Genomic DNA, 16,846 nt, shown 5'->3' with positions numbered 1-16,846 from the left:
AAGCGCCAAAAAAACAATATCATTCATTGAGTTAGGTTCCATTTCTTCCAGATTAAAATTGGCCAGTTATATAAAAGACAAGATGATCACCAGAATTTGAAGGTAGAGCGAAACAATTCGAATTTCGTTAAAAAAAAACCGATTCAGGAACTTTAGTCGGTAAACAACGGTTTTAGAACCGGATTCTACCGTGGAGTTTTCCTTATTCCAGCACTAAATTTGAAAAACAAATTAATATTATAATTTTTAAACTACGAAAGATTTATTTTACATGGGTGGCACTTTTTTAAAGGGATTTTTGACAATAGTTTTAATCATCATGCTGGCGTGGCCATTTACCATTTTCTGCCGGTAATTTCAAAAAAGAAATTGGTACAAAAAACAGGTTCTAGATTAAAACATATCAGAACGATTGGCTCATTTGTATTAATTACCTGTATTCTTGGTCAACTAATAGGGCTTTATTCGGCATTTGCGTCGATAAAACAAACCGAAAGAGTTTCGCAAACTTTGTTAGCTGCAGGATTAAAATTTTCCATGCTCACAACCATTTACGGAACAATTATCTTTATGCTTTCTCTGATAATTTGAGTTATTTTGACTACGTTTTAAGTAAAAAAACACAGCAGAAGTAGCTATTAAATTAGCTACCTGAATTTAAACAAAGAACGTAAATCTTCCAAAATCATATAGAGTGAAGGGACAAGAATCAAAATAATACTTGTTGCAAAAACAATCCCAAATCCCAAAGAAATAGCCATTGGGATAAGATAATAAGCCTGCCGCGATGTTTCAAGAATTATAGGTGTAAGGCCACCAAAAGTTGTAAATGTGGTTAAAATAATTGGTCTGAAACGTCGCAGTCCGGCTTCGTGTATCGCGTCGAAAACAGCCAGTGCCCCCCGTCTTCGATTTGCATAATCGACCATAATAAGCGAGTCGTTTACCACTACACCTGAAAGAGCAATAACTCCCATCAGACTGATTAACGACAAATCGTATCCTAACAAAATGTGACCTATAACAGCGCCTATAACTCCAAAGGGAATAGCTGTCATTACAATTAGCGGTTGAACATAATTTCCAAAAGCAATAGCAAGTAAAGCATACATTACCAACATGGCCATTGTGAATCCGCCCCATAATACCTGCGTCGACTCCCGCATTTCGGCCTGGCTACCCTGAAATGTCCAGGTAATACCCGGAAAATCATTTCTTAACTGAGGAAGTACCTCGCCTTTTATTGAGTTCAAAACTCTTGTTACAGCATTGGCGGGTTCAACATCCATTCCAACATTTACCACTCTCCTTCCATCGCGTCGATTGATGGACGTAAATGCTTCACCCTGTTCAATACTAACCACTTCAAGCAAAGGTACTTCTGTTCCGTTGGCTGTGCGAATCATCAGATTCTCCAGGTGATAAATGTCCTTCCTCTCTTCCAAAGGTAACTTCACGCGAACTTCAATCTCATTTGTTCCGCGAAGCTGTCTCATAGAAAGTGCGCCATAAAATGCATTTCTGATTTGCCGTCCGACTTCCGTGGGAGTTAACCCCAGGCTTCGTCCTTCCGGCAAAAGTTCAAAGTCAAACTGTGTTTTCCCCTTGTTATAATTATCACTAATATCGCGGGTCGCTTCAAACGCTTCCATTCGTTCAAAAAAAGCCTGGCTTGCTTTCTCAAGCACTTCAATGTCTGCGTGGCTTAAATCTACACTAATATCCTGCTGAGCGCCGCCCGGTCCTCTTTCAGCTTCAAAAGTAATTTGATCAACCCCCTCAATATCTCCAATTTCATCGCGCCACAATGTTATTACTTCCTGCGCACTCATGTCCCTTTGATCCGGTGGTTTTAATACAATTTCAACATCTATAAAATTCTGGCCCCGTACATTTGTTTTTATACCGTCAGCAACTTCATAGAGATTATGCTCATCAAACATTCGCTGTGTCGACTCTGTGATTTCCTGCGCCACTTTTGCTGCCTGGTCGACTGTTGTACTTACCGGAAGACGGACCCCTGCCTCAATCTCATCAGCCGCCACTTCCGGCATCATTATTATTCCCATATGGTCACTGTAGCCATATCCTCCAACAACTATAAACAGCGCAATTGCAATACTAAGAGTTATATAACGATTTTGTAAACTAATTTTTAGAAAAGGATTATAATATTTATTCACAAACTTTTCAAAACCACGGGCAAAAGAACGTTGTCCTTTTTCCAAAAAGCCAATAAATCTTAATTTAAATGATTTATTTTTTGAAACGTGTCCCAGGTGAGCAGGTAATATAAACAACGCTTCCATTAAGGAAACGACTAACACAATAATGACTACTGCAGGCAAAGGCCACCAAAATTTGCCTGTTGTTCCGGGAATAAACAAAAGCGGAATAAATGCGATAATGTTTGTAAGAATACTAAAAACCACGGGCCGGGCAATATCCTTTGTCCCTTTTATTGCAGCTTTCATAAACCCCATTCCTTTTTGCCGGTATTCGTAAATATTTTCGCCCACAATCACAGCGTCGTCAACCACAATGCCCAACACAACAAGAAAACCAAACATCGAAATCATATTGATACTGATTCCTGCAGCTGGTAAAAAAACAATCCCACCTACAAAGGAGATGGTCATCCCCATCATCACCCAAAAAGCCAGGCGAAAATCGAGAAAAAGAGAAAGAATGAAAAAAACAATTATTATAGCCAGCAAACCGTTCTCGGTAAGAAGCGATAGTCTCTCCCGATAGTCTTCTGCCTGATTACTGCCAATTCTGTAGTTTACGCCGGGAGGAAGTGTATTTTGAAAATCAGTAACGATATCTTTTACCGCAGATTCAATATTAAGGGGAGACTGTTTCCCTACTCTATACACCTGAATACTAACTGACGGCTGTTTGTTAAACTGCCCGTGAAACCCGGTTTCTTCAAATCCGTCGGAGATATCTGCCAAGTCTGCGAGTGTTACAGAAGATCCTGTTTGAGAGGGAATAACTTCTATTCTGCTAAATTCTTCCGCCCATTGTTTTCGCTCTTTCATCCGCAGCAGGATTTCGCCTGAGTTGGTTTCAATTGCACCGGCAGGAATATCTTCACTCGATTCAAAAATCAGTCTTGAAATATCACTTAATGTCAAATTATATTCGCGAAGTTTATGTCTGGGGATTTCAATATGTGTTATATAATCAGGAACATTTCCAATATCGATTTGCGTAATTTCTTCATTATTTAAAAGCCTGTCACGTAATTGTTCAGCTAAAATGCGAAGTGTCCAGATATCCACATTCCCGTATAAAACCAGTTCCATTACTTCCCGTTGTTCTGTTTGAAGCTGAACTTCCGGCTCTTCAATATCGTCGGGGAAAGTTCGAATACGGTTCACCGCCTGATCAATTTCCTGAAACGCTTTCATTCTGTTGATACCGGCAACCAGCTCAATCAACACATTACCAGATCCTTCACGCGCTGTTGAAGTAATCTCTTTTATTCCCTGAATTCCCCTCACTGCCTCCTCCACAGGCATTAGAATCCCTTTCTCGACCTCGGCAGGAGCAGCTCCTGGATAAACAACGCTCACCTCAACTATATCAAGCTGATATTGTGGGAAAACTTCTTTCTGAATGTTAATCATTGTCCACACGCCGCCTCCGAGTAAAATAATCATCAACAAATTGGCGGCAACCGAGTTGCGGGCCATGTAATCAATCGGTCCTTTCCACTTTTTTCGCTTTTTACTTGACTTCGGCTTGCTCATCTAATTTACTCCTTCCTCACTCTTTTTCAGAAATTCAGCAACACTTTCTTCGGAATTTGATTCGCCTGTTTTTTCTGCATGTGAACTTTCAATACGTAAACTTACACCTTCGGTAACCGTTGAAAGATTAGTGGTAACTACTTTTTCGTTATCATTTAAGCCTGAAACGACATAGGCATATTCTGCGTCCTGAAAAACAATATCTACGTCGCGAATTTGTAATTTTTCGTTAACCATCACCCAAACCGTTTCGTTTGTCCTAACGTAATCGCGGCTTAAACGGAAAACATTTTTAATTTCATCAGCGCGGATACCAGCTTCAACAAACGACCCTAAAATCAGTGGCGTTTTTTTTAGTGTATCTGCTACCGTCGCAAGCGGATCTTCCACTTCGGCAAGAATTCTGGCCATCCTTGTCTGCCCTTCCAGTGAACCGATCATTTTAAAAAGATTTCCTTCCCGCCATTCTTCATCCTGAGAGGAACGATGACGAATTTTCACCGAAGCTCCTTTTTTTGTTTCGGAATCAGGAAAAGAAAGCCACTTCAATCTGGCAAGCGGCACTGTAATTTCAATCCAATATACATCCTGACCAACCAAACGTCCTAAATCCTGCCCCGGAGAAACCTGTGAGCCGGTATTTACATTTCTGCTTAATATATGTGCGTTAAAAGGCGCCTTTAAAGTTGTGCGTTGCAGATCGAGATTTGTCTGATTTACCGCGGCATTGCCTGCTGCTACCTTTGACCTTGCTGCTTTCAATTGAGGTTCCCGAAGCACCAGTGATTTATCTTCTAGGTCAAATTCGTTTTCAAGTAACTGATAATCTTTTAAAGCTACATTTTGCCGCCCCATTTCAATATTTAAATCAGCTTCGGCTTGTAACAGTTCACTTTCGCGAAGCTGAAGTGCATTTCTGTAGTCAGAAGGATCTATTTGGAGCAAAGTTTCTCCTTTCCGCACAAAACCACCGGGAGTAAAATTCTCGGAAATATAGACAACCTCGCCACTCACTCGCGGACTTAAAGAAATATCTTTAGAGGGAACCACTGTACCCGTTGTAACAATCGTAGGCTCATAATTTCCACGGGTTACGCGCACAACATCGACAAGCATCGCTGTTTCTTTTGTAGCTCCGCCAATTTTTGCTGTTGGCTCCGTCCTAAATATGACAAAAGTAACCGCAGCTGCCACAATTAAAATTGCCAGACTAATCAGAAGCGTTTTCTTCCAATTCATGTTTTTTTTATTTAACCTTTTTGAACTATTTGTCATACATCAAATTCATGTTTAAATGTCAAGCAAACCATCAAACTGCCTTTCTGTTTCAAAACCACCCGCAAGCGATCGATACAGGGCAATCCGGTATTCAATAAGCATAAGCTTCGCACTCAACAAGTCACGCCTGAGTTGCTGTTCATCATGCAAAGCGGTAAGTACATCAAGGTAATTACTCATTCCATTCAAATATTCCAGTCGAAGTTGCTCGTTGGTTTTTACTGTCATTTCAACCTGTTTCTCCAGACTTTGGATGCTTTCAGCCTGTTTGGCCTCCTGGATCAAGGCATCCTCGACTTCTCTGAAAGCATTTAGTATCGTCTCACCATATTCATAAAGACGTTGTCTTTTTAATGCTTCTGCCCGATCAACCTCAGCATTTAATTCTTTTCCCTGAAAAATAGGTGCCAGAAGATTTCCGGCTAATGAACGCCCCCAGTCCTGAAATAAATCCTCGACATCATACGCTGCTGTTGAAACCGAAGCAGACAATGTAATTCGCGGATACCGATTACTTATGGCCATTGCCAAATCACGGTCGGCTGCCAACAGCTCCTTAAACGATGAACGTATGTCGGGACGCCTGTCAATTAGTTCAGAGGGAATTCCGGTTTCAGGAAGTGGAGGGAGTTTCGGCAAAACTTCAACTTCATATAGCGGAGCTTCCTGTGGAGTTTTCCCAAGCAAAACAGCAAGTTGATGTTCCAAAACTTCCACACGCGATTCGGCATGAATCTGCTGCTCCCTGGTAGCTTCAAGCAACTGCAGCTGCCGCAAAATATCAACACTCCTTACTTGTCCACTGCCAAACCTAACTTTTATCAGCCGGAGCATCTTTTCATTAATTTCAACCTGCTCTTTTGCAAGTTCCAGCTGGTTGTTTGCCTCCAGCAATTGAAAATATGCCCTAACAATCTCAGCCGAAATAACAAGCGCCGAAGTTTGATAATCAGCGAATGCAGCTTCGGTTCTCAGTTGCTGAGCCTCAATTCCTGCACCAATTCGCCCCCATAAATCTATCTCATATTCAGAATACAACCCAAGACGAAATCTTTGACTCTGCTGAAATTCTGACTGCCGGTTGTTGACTTCTGCATCTGCTGAACCGCTCAAATTCGGGAACAATGCAGATGATTCACGTTTTAAAATGGCTTGTGAAGCCCGAAATCTTTGCCAGGCAGAATTTAGTGAAAAGTTTGTGATAAGTGCACTGTCAACCAAAATATTTAAACGCTCATTATTGAACGCAAGCCACCATTTATCTGGAGCAGGGAAATCACCCGACCGAGAAAAATCATCTGGTGGTGCTACAGGAAGCAATACTTCGGCCGTCTTTGGAGAACAGGAAAAAATCCCAACAGTAATGGCTGTTATCAAACTCAACTTTAAAAAGCCGGAAACACTTTTTAAAAACACCATACTTTTTAAGTTTGTCAAATGTCTTCTCCTCATACATAAACTGTTAACCTACTGCTAAACAATAACTATTAATATTTAACAAGAAAAATAAAAGGTGGTTCATATATCATTTCCCTGATTTCAGCGGGAAAAAGTTAAAAACAGTTTGTTTTTCATTTAAGAAAAAAGACAAGCATTTATGAAGGAAAATTTTTATTGATAAAAGAAACAGGATATCACCTTCGATAAAATCATTTGAAAACAATTGAATTAAAATCCTTCACATCAAATGATTGCAAAAACAGTTTTCGGTTTTGTAAAATTCCATCAAACCGAAACCTGTTTTGCGTGTTGAAATAAATGATTATTTAAGTACAATGTTCAAAACTGAAAACAGATATGGATGCATTTATGGCCGCCCGCATGCAAATGGCGGTTTCGTTGGGATTTCACATTATTTTCGCCTGTATTGGTATGGTTATGCCGTGGTTTATGTTTGTGGCCGAATGGAAATGGCTACGAACGAATAATCCGGTATATCTTGATTTAGCAAAAGCCTGGGCAAAAGGTGTTGCCATTTTTTTTGCTGTCGGAGCGGTTTCAGGAACCGTTTTATCATTTGAATTGGGTATGCTGTGGCCCACATTTATGGAGCATGCAGGTCCCATTTTCGGGATGCCTTTTTCGTGGGAAGGGACAGCATTTTTCCTTGAAGCCATCGCGCTCGGACTTTTCCTCTATGGCTGGAAAAGACTAAATAAATGGGTACATCTTTATACCGGAATGGTTGTAGGAATTGCAGGTGTTCTCTCAGGAATTTTTGTTGTTTCCGCAAACGCATGGATGAACGCCCCCTCAGGTTTCGATTGGGTAAACGGCCAGGCAGAAAATATTGACCCGGTAAAGGCAATGTTTAATAAGGCCTGGTTTTCGCAGGCGCACCACATGACCATTGCCGCATTTTCAGCTACTGGTTTTGCGGTGGCTGGTGTTCATGCAATGCTTTACTTAAAAAACAAATTGGAGATACATGCCAAAGCCATTACAATTGCGCTGGCATTTGCATCAGTTGCAGCTGTGTTGCAGCCACTCAGCGGTGATTTGGCTGCAAAAAATGTGGCGAAGCTTCAACCTGCCAAACTCGCTGCCTTTGAATCGCACTTTGAAACACAGGAAAAAGCTCCGCTTATTATTGGCGGGATTCCCGATGTTGAAAAACGCGAAGTAAAATATGCAATTAAGCTTCCCGGATTTTTGAGCTTCCTGGCTCACGGCGATTTTAATGCAGAAGTAAAAGGACTTGAAGAGTTTCCCGAAGAAGAGTGGCCACCGGTTCCCATTACACACTATTCTTTCCAGCTAATGGTTGGTATTGGGATGTTTCTAATGTTGATTGCTTTTATTTTCTGGGCTGCTTCATTCAAATGGAAACACTGGCAGGAAAAAAAATGGTGGCTAAAAATATTGATCCTGGCAACGCCTCTGGGTTTTATTGCTATTGAAGCAGGCTGGATTGTAACCGAAGTAGGCAGACAACCATGGATTATATACGGAATTATGAAAACCAAAGATTCGCTCACTCCAATGCCGGGAATTCAATATACGTTCTATACCATATCAGCAGTTTATCTTCTGCTTAGTTTTATCGTTACCTGGCTTCTAAGCCGTCAAATTAAAGTATTACAATCAAAATATTTATCCAAATGACCGAAATAAACTTTTCCATTCTTGTAATTAGTCTGTTGTTGTATGTGTTACTGGGGGGAGCTGATTTTGGCGGTGGAATTCTGGAACTTCTCACCAAAGGAAAAGCATCAGGGATTGTTTCACGAGCCATTGCGCCAGTGTGGGAAGCCAACCACGTTTGGCTGATTTTGGTAGTGGTAATTCTATTTGTTGGTTTTCCACCTGTTTATTCTACCATTTTAACTGCGTTACACATCCCGGTTTTGCTGGTTTTATTGGGCATAATTCTGCGTGGATCGGCATTTACGTTTCGCCATTACGATATTGACGAAGCTACTCCCAAAGCCATTTATTCAACAATCTTTCAGTATTCAAGTCTGTTTACCACATTTTTCCTGGGTGTTACATTGGGTGGCGTTATTCTCGGAAACATCTCTCTCGATTACCAGGATGGTTTCTACAAAGTATACGTGCACCCCTGGTTAAACTGGTTTTCAATGAGTATGGGCTTATTTCTTGTTTTGCTTTTTGCATTTCTGGCCGGAATCTTTACAGTTAGCGAGCTAAAAGAAGAAAAATATATCCGCTATTTCTCGCGCATTGCCAAACGTTTAATTATCGCTTTGGTTATTGTTGGAGCAATGGTTTTTATTGCAGCTGAAATTAGCGGACATCCGCTTTTTTATGAATTTTACCACTCGCCTGTGAGTCTAGGAAGTATAGTGCTTGCAACCATAGCATTGCCTTTGCTTTGGATTAACCTGAATAAAAATAAGCGCAACATGCTTCGAATCATCGGGGGTTTTCAAACCACCATGATTGTAACTGGTTGGTTTGCTATACAATTTCCTGTTTTGGTAAAAGTTAGTAGCGGCGATGATATTACACTTCAAAACTCGAGTGCTCCTGAACAGGTGCAATTTTATTTACTCATTGCGCTTGTGGTTGGAGTACTTATTATTCTGCCGTCAATGGCTTATTTATACAAAACATTCAAGTTTGATAAACAATCTTCTTCCGAATCGATATAAAAATACAGTTGGGATTTTTATAGTTTATTCTGCTTTTATTAAAGTTCAAACCATAATTGTGTAATTTTGTGAACGGTTTAAAATGCTAAATAAATGCAACTTTTTTATATACCCAAAATTTCAGGAAATACGGTAACGCTCGATCAATCGGAGTCAAAACATGCAGTCAGGGTACTGCGTCTTTCAAAGGGTGATTTAATCCAAATTATCGACGGGAAAGGAGGATTTTACGAAGGAGAAATCCAGGATGATAATCCCAAATGCTGCAAAATTTCTGTTTTGAATGCCACCAAAGAATTGGGAAAAAAGAATTATAAACTTCACATTGCCATAGCTCCCACAAAAAACATCGACCGCTTTGAATGGTTTCTTGAAAAAGCAACAGAAATAGGCATCGACGAGATAACGCCAATTCTTTCTGAACACTCAGAGCGAAAAGTGATAAAGCCGGACCGATTAAATAAAATACTGGTTTCGGCAATAAAACAATCCGTAAAAACATATCTTCCTGTTCTAAATGAAATTACTTCATTTACAGAGCTGGCTTCAGATACGACTATTGAAAACAAATTTATTGCACATTGTAACGATGGGGAAAAACCTCATCTGAAAAATATAATTCATAAAAACCATGATGCGTTAATTTTAATCGGACCGGAAGGAGATTTTAGTCAGGAAGAAGTGAATTTTGCAAAAAGTAAGGGTTTTCACGAAATTTCGTTGGGAAAGTCGCGTTTGAGAACTGAAACAGCCGGCGTGGTAGCCTGTCATATTGTAAATCTGGCAAACGAATAGTTTTTATATTTGACAATGAATTGTATTTTTCGGAAAAACAGAACCATGAAAAACTTTCTTAGTTTTATTTTTGTTGTTTTTATTCTTTCTGCTTCGGGACAAAATCAGGCAGTAAAAATTGCTTTGGCAAAATACAATGGTGGAGGTGACTGGTATTCCGATCCAACTGCATTACCTAATTTAATTGAATTCTGCAATCAAAATCTAAATACAAACATTAATCCCGAACCCTCGACAGTTGAAATTGGGAGTCCCGAGATTTTTAATTATCCCTACGTGGAGATGACCGGTCACGGAAATGTGATTTTTTCTCAAAGCGAAGCCATCAATCTGAGAATTTACCTTGAAGGAGGCGGATTCTTGCATTGCGATGACAACTACGGAATTGATGAATATTTCCGCCGCGAAATGAAAAAAGTATTTCCGGATAAAGAGTTTATAGAACTTCCCCCCTCCCACTCAATCTTTCACCAGAAATATAATTTTAATGAAGGTTTACCCAAAATTCATGAGCATGATAATAAAAGGCCACAAGCTTTTGGATTGTTTATCGAAGACAGAATGGTGTGTTTATACACTTATGAATCGGACCTGGGCGACGGTTGGGAAGATGAAGCAGTGCATAACGATCCCTACGAAACAAGAGAAAAAGCACTCAAAATGGGTGCAAACATTATCTCATATGTTTTTGGTCAATAATATAAAAAACCACTAATATTGTATTATAAAAAGATTATGTAAGGATTATTCCAAGATAATCACACCCTAACTTTAAATAATGAAAGTAGTAGCAATTAACGGAAGTCCAAGAAAAAAAGGGAACACAGCACTTTTAATCAACGAAATATTTAAAGTACTTGAGGAAAACAGTGTTGAAACAGAAATGATTCAACTGGGCAATAAACCGGTTCATGGTTGTACTGCTTGTTTGAAATGCAAAGAAATTAAGGACGGAAAATGCCATATAAAAAATGACCACCTGAATTACTGCATCGAAAAAATGACAGAAGCTGACGGAATTATCATTGGCTCTCCCGTTTATTTTGCCGATATCACTCCCGAAATAAAAGCGCTTATTGATGTTGCCGGCTATGTAACAAGGGCAAATGGTCATTTATTAAAAAGAAAAGTTGGCGCGGCGGTAATTGCCGTGCGCCGCGGAGGAGCATTGCATGCATTTGAGTCGGTAAACAATTTCTTCCTTATAAATCAAATGATTGTACCAGGTTCATCCTACTGGAACTTTGCTTTTGGCCGGGAACCAGGTGATGTTTTAAAGGATGAAGAGGGATTAAATACAATACAAACGCTGGGAAAAAACATGACCTGGTTACTTGAAAAAGTTTGCAACTAAGCCGATTTTTATTTGTCTGTTATCAACAAAATATAAAACAATTATTATGAAAAAAATACTTTTAGCGATTGCAATAATGATTTCAGTAGCATTTGCAGCACACGCACAGGATTACAGTACCGGTATCGGTATTCGTGGCGGACCGTCGAACGGACTGACAGTTAAACACTTTATAACTGACAACGCTGCACTGGAAGGAATTCTTGCCAGTCGCTGGGAAGGTTTTAATATAACAGGTTTGTACGAGATCCACGCGATTGCATTTGATACTCCGAGATTGAACTGGTATTACGGTTTTGGTGGTCATATCGGCTTTTGGGACGGAACAAAAAACGACTACTGGTTTGACGACTCAGACAACTATACTGTTGTTGGAATCGACGGAATACTTGGAATAGAATACAATATCGAGTCCATTCCGTTTAATATTAGTTTGGATTGGAAACCGGGAATAAACCTTATTGGTTATCAGGGGTTCTGGGGCGATGAAGCTGCGATTTCCGTGCGATTTATTTTCTAAATAATCAGCTGTACTGAATGGAAGATATACTAAGTTTCCATTCAGGGCAGCTGTCTACTTTTATTGTTTGGTTAAAATCACCAGATACTTTGAAGCTTTCCAAAATTCTCCGCTGTTATCAATAAACAAAGTGTCTGCTTTTTCTTCTCCGGAAATATGAAAAGATCCGGCAGGATGAACAGAAACTACTTCAGCTTTTTTTACCAGCAAGGGAATATATTTAAACTCCCGAATATCAATTTTTGTAAAATAATCCTTATTAAAATCTTCTTTTACATCAGTGTTTTTCCCAAGCCCCAGGAAACCACCTGCCCGCTCGATTACGCCATTTTCTTCTAATTCCTTTTTACTTCCATAGGTGTAATAAGCTTCATTTAACTGCAATATCTGTGACTCAATTCTTTCTGTTTTTTGTTGACTCTCATCTTCCATAATCTCAATCTTTTGATTTAATGAAGTGATATCAAAATTTAACTTCTGAATTTCTTCATTCAGCGCCAAAATCTCGGTATCTTTTTGATCAATCTGACTTTGAAGATTACTCACCATTTTTTCAAATTCGGTTACCATTCCCTGTAGCTTTCCAACTCTAAAATTGGCATTATTCAACTTCTTCTGCAGCGAGGCGGTTAACTCCTTATTTTCCTGTAATAAATTATTTATCAGAGCAATATCATCCATTATCAACTCTTTTTGTTGGGACGACATTTCGCGTCCCTGCGCTGATTGAACGGTAACCAAATCTTCCATCTTTTTAATGGTATCAAGATTGGCCTGGATTTCATTAAAATCATTTAAAAATCCGACAATCGATGAATCTTTCATTTCCGATTCACTACGCAAACTATCAATGGTTACGGAAAGTTTCTCTGCATCCTCTTTATAGTTGTGACATGACGCAAAAAAAACGACCATCAAAATAAAAATCGCAAGCTTTTTCATTTTATCTTTCTTTTTCACACAATTTAATACAAAAAAATCTTTTTCCAACATAATGTTTCTCCAAATTAGCAGCTACGTATTTTACACCCGTTTTACACTTATCCTAAAAACAAAAAACCCTCTGCTTTTAACAAACAGAAGGTTCTTCATTATTTATTTTTTATGAATCTATGCTTTTTCAAATTTTAATGTTTCTGTGGTTAAATCACAAACTTCTGATGGTCCGAAATACTGAATTGGTCCCGGGTACACAAACTGCGTTGTAAAAGCCCACTCACCACGTTTCGAAACAAAATATTTATATGGAGCACCCTCCAGTTCAACCAACGCTTTTTGAATTACGGGTTTCATATGTCCGTGACGTTTTTCCATATTCATCATTGTGGTTACCGGAACACCACCAGCAATCCAATCTTCCGCGGGAGCCGTCAAATTACGAACCGATGACATATAACCGGTTTTTCCGTCAGAAATCAAAACTGATGCAGTATAGCCCAACGAATAACAATAATCAGCATCAAAATTCGATGGAGCCGCACAACGACCTTCATAGCCAAAAAAGTGATATTGAGTTCCGAATTTACCCACATATTCACCTGCTTTTTTCATTTTTTCCAACTTGGCTTTGACCATTTCACCCAGCAATTTTTCAGTTTCAATCAATGAAACCTGTACGTTTCCGTGTGGATCACGATCCAAAGTCAACTGTGTAGCTATACCTGAAGGAAGTGATTTGAATACTTTTGCCGAATCATCGGTTAAATGACCTGCCACCCATTCATTTCTGTGGCTTTTTTTCAGCATTTTAAATTCTTTTTCTGTTTCCGAACCTTCAGCAAGCATATCATTCAATTCCGAAATCAAAACTTTCATTTCGGGAATAAACTCAATCAACCCTTCCGGTATCAGAGCCACTCCGAAGTTATCACCATTTTCGGCACGTTTTGCAACAATGCCTGCCATGTATTCTACTATTTCTTCCAACGTTTGCTTTTTGTCGGCAACCTCTTCCGAAATTAAAGTAATATTAGGCTGTGTTTTTAGTGCACATTCCAAACCGATATGAGAAGCAGAACGTCCCATTAGCTTAATAAAGTGCCAGTATTTTTTTGCAGAATTGGCATCGCGCTGAATATTTCCGATCAATTCGGAATAAACCTTTGTTGCTGTGTCAAAACCAAACGAAGTTTCAATCATTTCATTTTTTAAGTCGCCATCAATGGTTTTCGGGCAACCTATTACCTGAACACCTGCATCTTTAGCTGCATAGTATTCGGCCAAAACACAGGCATTTGTATTTGAATCGTCGCCACCAATAATAACCAGTGCATTCAAATTTAAATCGTTAGCAATTTCCAAACCTTTGTCAAACTGCCACTCTTCTTCCAGTTTTGTACGGCCGGAACCAATAATATCGAAACCACCGGTATTACGGTATTCATCAATAATCTCAGCAGTTAATTCAACGTATTTGTGATCAACCAATCCGCCTGGGCCACCTAAAAATCCGTACAAACGGCTTTCCTGATTTATTTTTTTTATTCCGTCGAAAATACCTGAAATTACATTGTGTCCGCCAGGAGCTTGTCCGCCGGAAAGAATAACACCAACATTTATTGCCGGTCTGTCTTTTTTTACTTCACCTTCTTCAAAAGTGATTAGAGGCATCCCGTAGGTATTTGGAAACAATTTTTCGATATCTTTCTGGTCGGCAACTGATTGAGTTTTTGCACCTTCAACAAGTTTAACCGCTCCAACCAAAGATTTTGGAAGTTTAGGCTGATATTTCGCCCTTTCCTTTTGTAATGCGCTAATATTCATTTTGATATAATTTTTGATTCAGTTTCAAAATTCACTCAAAAATAATGCATTTTGTGGTGATTGCCTATTGAAGAAATTTTTCTCCGGTGGATTTAAAGTAAAGTTAAAAGGCAAATCAATGATTCACCGTGCGGCTTTTTGTTATAATTCAAAGTCGACGGATAAATTAGCGACTTGCCCTGAAGGTGTAATCCCGCATTACTCCTTTGCTTTACTTTAGTTGGTCTATTCTACAATTTTGAGGCAGAATTTTTATCAAGAAAAAGAGTTGTACCCGGATGAGTTCGTAATATTGTTGCCGGGCAAGTTGTTGAAACCTCTACATTTAAAGTGTCATACACTGCCTGAGCCTTTCTTTCGTCGGGAACAACGCAACTGATATGTCTACAGTTCATAATTGCCGGAATGGTCAATGAAAGTGCATGTGTTGGCACATCATCGAAAGTCGGAAACCACCCTTCGCCCAATTGCTGCTTTCTACAAGCCTCATCCAATTCAACCACTTTTACAAGTTTTGGGTCGTTAAAATCGGCAACCGGAGGATCGTTAAATGCAATATGCCCGTTTTCGCCGATCCCGATACAAGCCACATCAACCGGATGTGTTTTTAACAAGTCCTCATAACTCGCAAGTACTGTGTCAATATCATCTGCATCTCCTTCCAGGTAATGAACCTCTTTGGGCTGAACCTTATCCAGTATCCTTTCTTTTAAATATTTTCGAAAACTTGCCGGATGAGAAATCGACATTCCTTTGTATTCATCGAGGTGAAAAACCGTAATTTTATTCCACCCGATATCTTCTTTTTGAAGATGCTCCAAAAACGAAAATTGTGATGCCCCGGTTGCGAGAATTAAATTCGCAAAACCTTTCTCCTTTATTGCTTCGGCCAATTTTTCCGCTACTGAAATTGCGGCGGCCTTTCCCATTAAATCTGCTGTTTCAAAAACGCGAACATTAAGCTTATCTTTTTGAATTTTAGAAATCATTATTTGTGGTTTTAAAAAAGTTCAACAATGGCATAATAAGTTGTTAAAAATGAAAACAGAATTACGGCAATTACCCCGAGATTCATTTTCCATCCTGCGATATATGTATTCATTATTTTTTTGCGATTCATTAAGACAAAAATAGGGATGGCAACTGCGGGAAGAATACAAGCTTGAAAAGCCTGCGAAAAAATCATTAAAGCCGGCGGTCGGTGTTTGAGAAAAACAGAGCCAAATGCAAAAATGATTCCCAGAAACATTAACCAGCGAAACAAAGGAGAATGCACATCACGTGGTTTTCCCATATAATCGGAAACCAGCCATGGGGCAATTAACACGATCGGAAAAACAGTTGATAATCCGGCCCCTGTAATCCCAAAAATTAAAATCAGGGCAGCCCATTTTCCTCCAAGAGGCTGAAAAAGATGAATCATATCCACCGTATTATCCAGTTTTAAGCCCATTATATGCAGTGTTCCCGCTGAAACTGCCATGATTATTCCACTTAGAAAAAGCATCATTGCCGCAGATACAAAAGCGTCTCTTTTTTCATTTTTTAAATTTTTTATTGTCCAGCCTTTTTCTGCCACCACGGTACTTCGAACAATAAAAACCGCAGCAGAACAGGTAGTTCCGGCCATGGCAGCAACCAATCCAAGCGCACCGGGTTTATCGGGAATACTTGGAATCATTCCTTGCAAAATGGTCGAATAATCAGGTTTCAGCATAAAAAATACAACGATAAAACTCACCCCCATTAAAATGACAAAAACTGTAAGCACCTTTTCGAACTGTTTATAACGGCCAAACCAGAGAAGCAAATACAAAACAGGCACTATTATCAATATAATCCATAGCGTATTTACTGTCTTCCCATCGGTAAGAATTCGGATTCCTTCCTGCAGTAATTCAGCAACAATTCCCATCACGCCTATTAATGCCAGTAGTTCTCCAATTATCAGGGCAATTAAAATATACAAGGCGAGCAACCATCCGTATTTAAACTCGGATTTAATGTTAAACAAAGCTGTTTTGCCGGTTACTAGTGTGACTTTCCCGTATGCAACCATCAAAATGAAGGTAAAAACACAGGATAAAACCAGGGCCCAAAAAAGTGACATCCCGTATTCTGCACCTGATTTGGACATCGTAGTCACGCTTCCGGTGCCAATGTTGTAACCTATCAGGAAAAGCCCGGGACCAACTGCTGCGAGGCCAACTATAATTTTCTTGAAAATATTTTTTGACATACTAATTCTAAAAAATTCAAATCT

General features: G+C 39.3%; 14 protein-coding genes. 7 read left to right on the top strand and 7 right to left on the bottom strand.

Translation table 11 applies throughout. From position 1 onward, the window contains the following. The first annotated feature begins 369 nt into the window (after positions 1-369). Entirely contained in the window at positions 370-591 is a 222-nt protein-coding gene (locus K5G00_RS05025) for a MotA/TolQ/ExbB proton channel family protein (RefSeq protein WP_238764714.1), read from the top strand. Positions 592-647: 56 nt separating this feature from the next. Here the strand turns inward: K5G00_RS05025 and K5G00_RS05020 are convergent, their stop codons facing one another. The 3 genes from K5G00_RS05020 to K5G00_RS05010 are packed head-to-tail and all read right to left on the bottom strand — an operon-like array spanning position 648 to position 6,488. Beyond that, positions 648-3,758 carry an efflux RND transporter permease subunit gene (locus tag K5G00_RS05020; protein ID WP_238764712.1) on the bottom strand — a complete coding sequence of 1,037 codons (3,111 nt, stop codon included), beginning with the start codon at positions 3,756-3,758 and terminating at the stop codon, positions 648-650. Beyond that, positions 3,759-4,997: an efflux RND transporter periplasmic adaptor subunit gene (locus tag K5G00_RS05015; protein ID WP_238764710.1), complete on the bottom strand. Its 1,239-nt coding sequence runs from the start codon at positions 4,995-4,997 to the stop codon at positions 3,759-3,761. 51 nt (positions 4,998-5,048) lie between these two features. Further along, complete coding sequence (locus tag K5G00_RS05010) at positions 5,049-6,488, bottom strand: TolC family protein (protein ID WP_238764708.1); 1,440 nt, start codon at positions 6,486-6,488, stop codon at positions 5,049-5,051. Between the two features lie 345 nt (positions 6,489-6,833). On the opposite strand from K5G00_RS05010, the gene K5G00_RS05005 reads away from it, so the two are divergent. The 6 genes from K5G00_RS05005 to K5G00_RS04980 all read left to right on the top strand — a co-directional run bounded on the left by K5G00_RS05005 (position 6,834) and on the right by K5G00_RS04980 (position 11,820). Beyond that, positions 6,834-8,141: a cytochrome ubiquinol oxidase subunit I gene (locus K5G00_RS05005; RefSeq protein ID WP_238764704.1), complete on the top strand. Its 1,308-nt coding sequence runs from the start codon at positions 6,834-6,836 to the stop codon at positions 8,139-8,141. Next, positions 8,138-9,151, top strand: a complete 1,014-nt coding sequence (locus tag K5G00_RS05000) for a cytochrome d ubiquinol oxidase subunit II (protein WP_238764702.1) — start codon at positions 8,138-8,140, stop codon at positions 9,149-9,151. Before K5G00_RS05005 ends, K5G00_RS05000 begins: the two co-directional genes overlap by 4 nt. 93 nt (positions 9,152-9,244) lie before the next feature. Continuing rightward, entirely contained in the window at positions 9,245-9,946 is a 702-nt protein-coding gene (locus K5G00_RS04995) for a 16S rRNA (uracil(1498)-N(3))-methyltransferase (protein ID WP_238764700.1), read from the top strand. Between the two features lie 45 nt (positions 9,947-9,991). Continuing rightward, positions 9,992-10,645: a DUF4159 domain-containing protein gene (locus tag K5G00_RS04990; RefSeq protein ID WP_238764698.1), complete on the top strand. Its 654-nt coding sequence runs from the start codon at positions 9,992-9,994 to the stop codon at positions 10,643-10,645. 79 nt (positions 10,646-10,724) lie between these two features. Continuing rightward, on the top strand, positions 10,725-11,300 hold the full coding sequence (locus K5G00_RS04985) for a flavodoxin family protein (protein ID WP_238764697.1): 576 nt from the start codon (positions 10,725-10,727) through the stop codon (positions 11,298-11,300). Positions 11,301-11,346: 46 nt separating this feature from the next. Continuing rightward, positions 11,347-11,820: a hypothetical protein gene (locus tag K5G00_RS04980; RefSeq protein WP_238764696.1), complete on the top strand. Its 474-nt coding sequence runs from the start codon at positions 11,347-11,349 to the stop codon at positions 11,818-11,820. 60 nt (positions 11,821-11,880) lie between these two features. On the opposite strand, the gene K5G00_RS04975 is transcribed toward K5G00_RS04980, so the two are convergent. The 4 genes from K5G00_RS04975 to K5G00_RS04960 all read right to left on the bottom strand — a co-directional run bounded on the left by K5G00_RS04975 (position 11,881) and on the right by K5G00_RS04960 (position 16,822). After that, positions 11,881-12,762: a coiled-coil domain-containing protein gene (locus tag K5G00_RS04975; RefSeq protein ID WP_238764695.1), complete on the bottom strand. Its 882-nt coding sequence runs from the start codon at positions 12,760-12,762 to the stop codon at positions 11,881-11,883. Positions 12,763-12,930: 168 nt separating this feature from the next. Beyond that, positions 12,931-14,583 carry a diphosphate--fructose-6-phosphate 1-phosphotransferase gene (locus K5G00_RS04970; protein ID WP_238764694.1) on the bottom strand — a complete coding sequence of 551 codons (1,653 nt, stop codon included), beginning with the start codon at positions 14,581-14,583 and terminating at the stop codon, positions 12,931-12,933. Between the two features lie 230 nt (positions 14,584-14,813). Continuing rightward, entirely contained in the window at positions 14,814-15,572 is a 759-nt protein-coding gene (locus K5G00_RS04965; RefSeq protein ID WP_238764693.1) for a glucosamine-6-phosphate deaminase, read from the bottom strand. Positions 15,573-15,583: 11 nt separating this feature from the next. Beyond that, positions 15,584-16,822 carry an Nramp family divalent metal transporter gene (locus K5G00_RS04960; protein ID WP_238764692.1) on the bottom strand — a complete coding sequence of 413 codons (1,239 nt, stop codon included), beginning with the start codon at positions 16,820-16,822 and terminating at the stop codon, positions 15,584-15,586. Positions 16,823-16,846: the final 24 nt, after the last annotated feature.

The organism is Maribellus maritimus (assembly GCF_022267315.1).
In the GTDB taxonomy this organism is placed as follows: Bacteria; Bacteroidota; Bacteroidia; order Bacteroidales; family Prolixibacteraceae; genus Draconibacterium; species Draconibacterium maritimum.
Note: the sequence above shows the minus strand (reverse complement) of the source record. Positions and strands in the feature narration are given on the sequence as shown.

What these genes read in the sequence shown, in the direction of transcription:
- K5G00_RS05020 (WP_238764712.1), bottom strand. Translation starts at nt 3,758, where the DNA reads ATGAGCAAGCCGAAGTCAAGTAAAAAGCGAAAAAAGTGGAAAGGACCG.
- K5G00_RS05015 (WP_238764710.1), bottom strand. Translation starts at nt 4,997, where the DNA reads ATGAATTGGAAGAAAACGCTTCTGATTAGTCTGGCAATTTTAATTGTG.
- K5G00_RS05010 (WP_238764708.1), bottom strand. Translation starts at nt 6,488, where the DNA reads ATGAGGAGAAGACATTTGACAAACTTAAAAAGTATGGTGTTTTTAAAA.
- K5G00_RS05005 (WP_238764704.1), top strand. Translation starts at nt 6,834, where the DNA reads ATGGATGCATTTATGGCCGCCCGCATGCAAATGGCGGTTTCGTTGGGA.
- K5G00_RS05000 (WP_238764702.1), top strand. Translation starts at nt 8,138, where the DNA reads ATGACCGAAATAAACTTTTCCATTCTTGTAATTAGTCTGTTGTTGTAT.
- K5G00_RS04995 (WP_238764700.1), top strand. Translation starts at nt 9,245, where the DNA reads ATGCAACTTTTTTATATACCCAAAATTTCAGGAAATACGGTAACGCTC.
- K5G00_RS04990 (WP_238764698.1), top strand. Translation starts at nt 9,992, where the DNA reads ATGAAAAACTTTCTTAGTTTTATTTTTGTTGTTTTTATTCTTTCTGCT.
- K5G00_RS04985 (WP_238764697.1), top strand. Translation starts at nt 10,725, where the DNA reads ATGAAAGTAGTAGCAATTAACGGAAGTCCAAGAAAAAAAGGGAACACA.
- K5G00_RS04980 (WP_238764696.1), top strand. Translation starts at nt 11,347, where the DNA reads ATGAAAAAAATACTTTTAGCGATTGCAATAATGATTTCAGTAGCATTT.
- K5G00_RS04975 (WP_238764695.1), bottom strand. Translation starts at nt 12,762, where the DNA reads ATGAAAAAGCTTGCGATTTTTATTTTGATGGTCGTTTTTTTTGCGTCA.
- K5G00_RS04970 (WP_238764694.1), bottom strand. Translation starts at nt 14,583, where the DNA reads ATGAATATTAGCGCATTACAAAAGGAAAGGGCGAAATATCAGCCTAAA.
- K5G00_RS04965 (WP_238764693.1), bottom strand. Translation starts at nt 15,572, where the DNA reads ATGATTTCTAAAATTCAAAAAGATAAGCTTAATGTTCGCGTTTTTGAA.
- K5G00_RS04960 (WP_238764692.1), bottom strand. Translation starts at nt 16,822, where the DNA reads ATGTCAAAAAATATTTTCAAGAAAATTATAGTTGGCCTCGCAGCAGTT.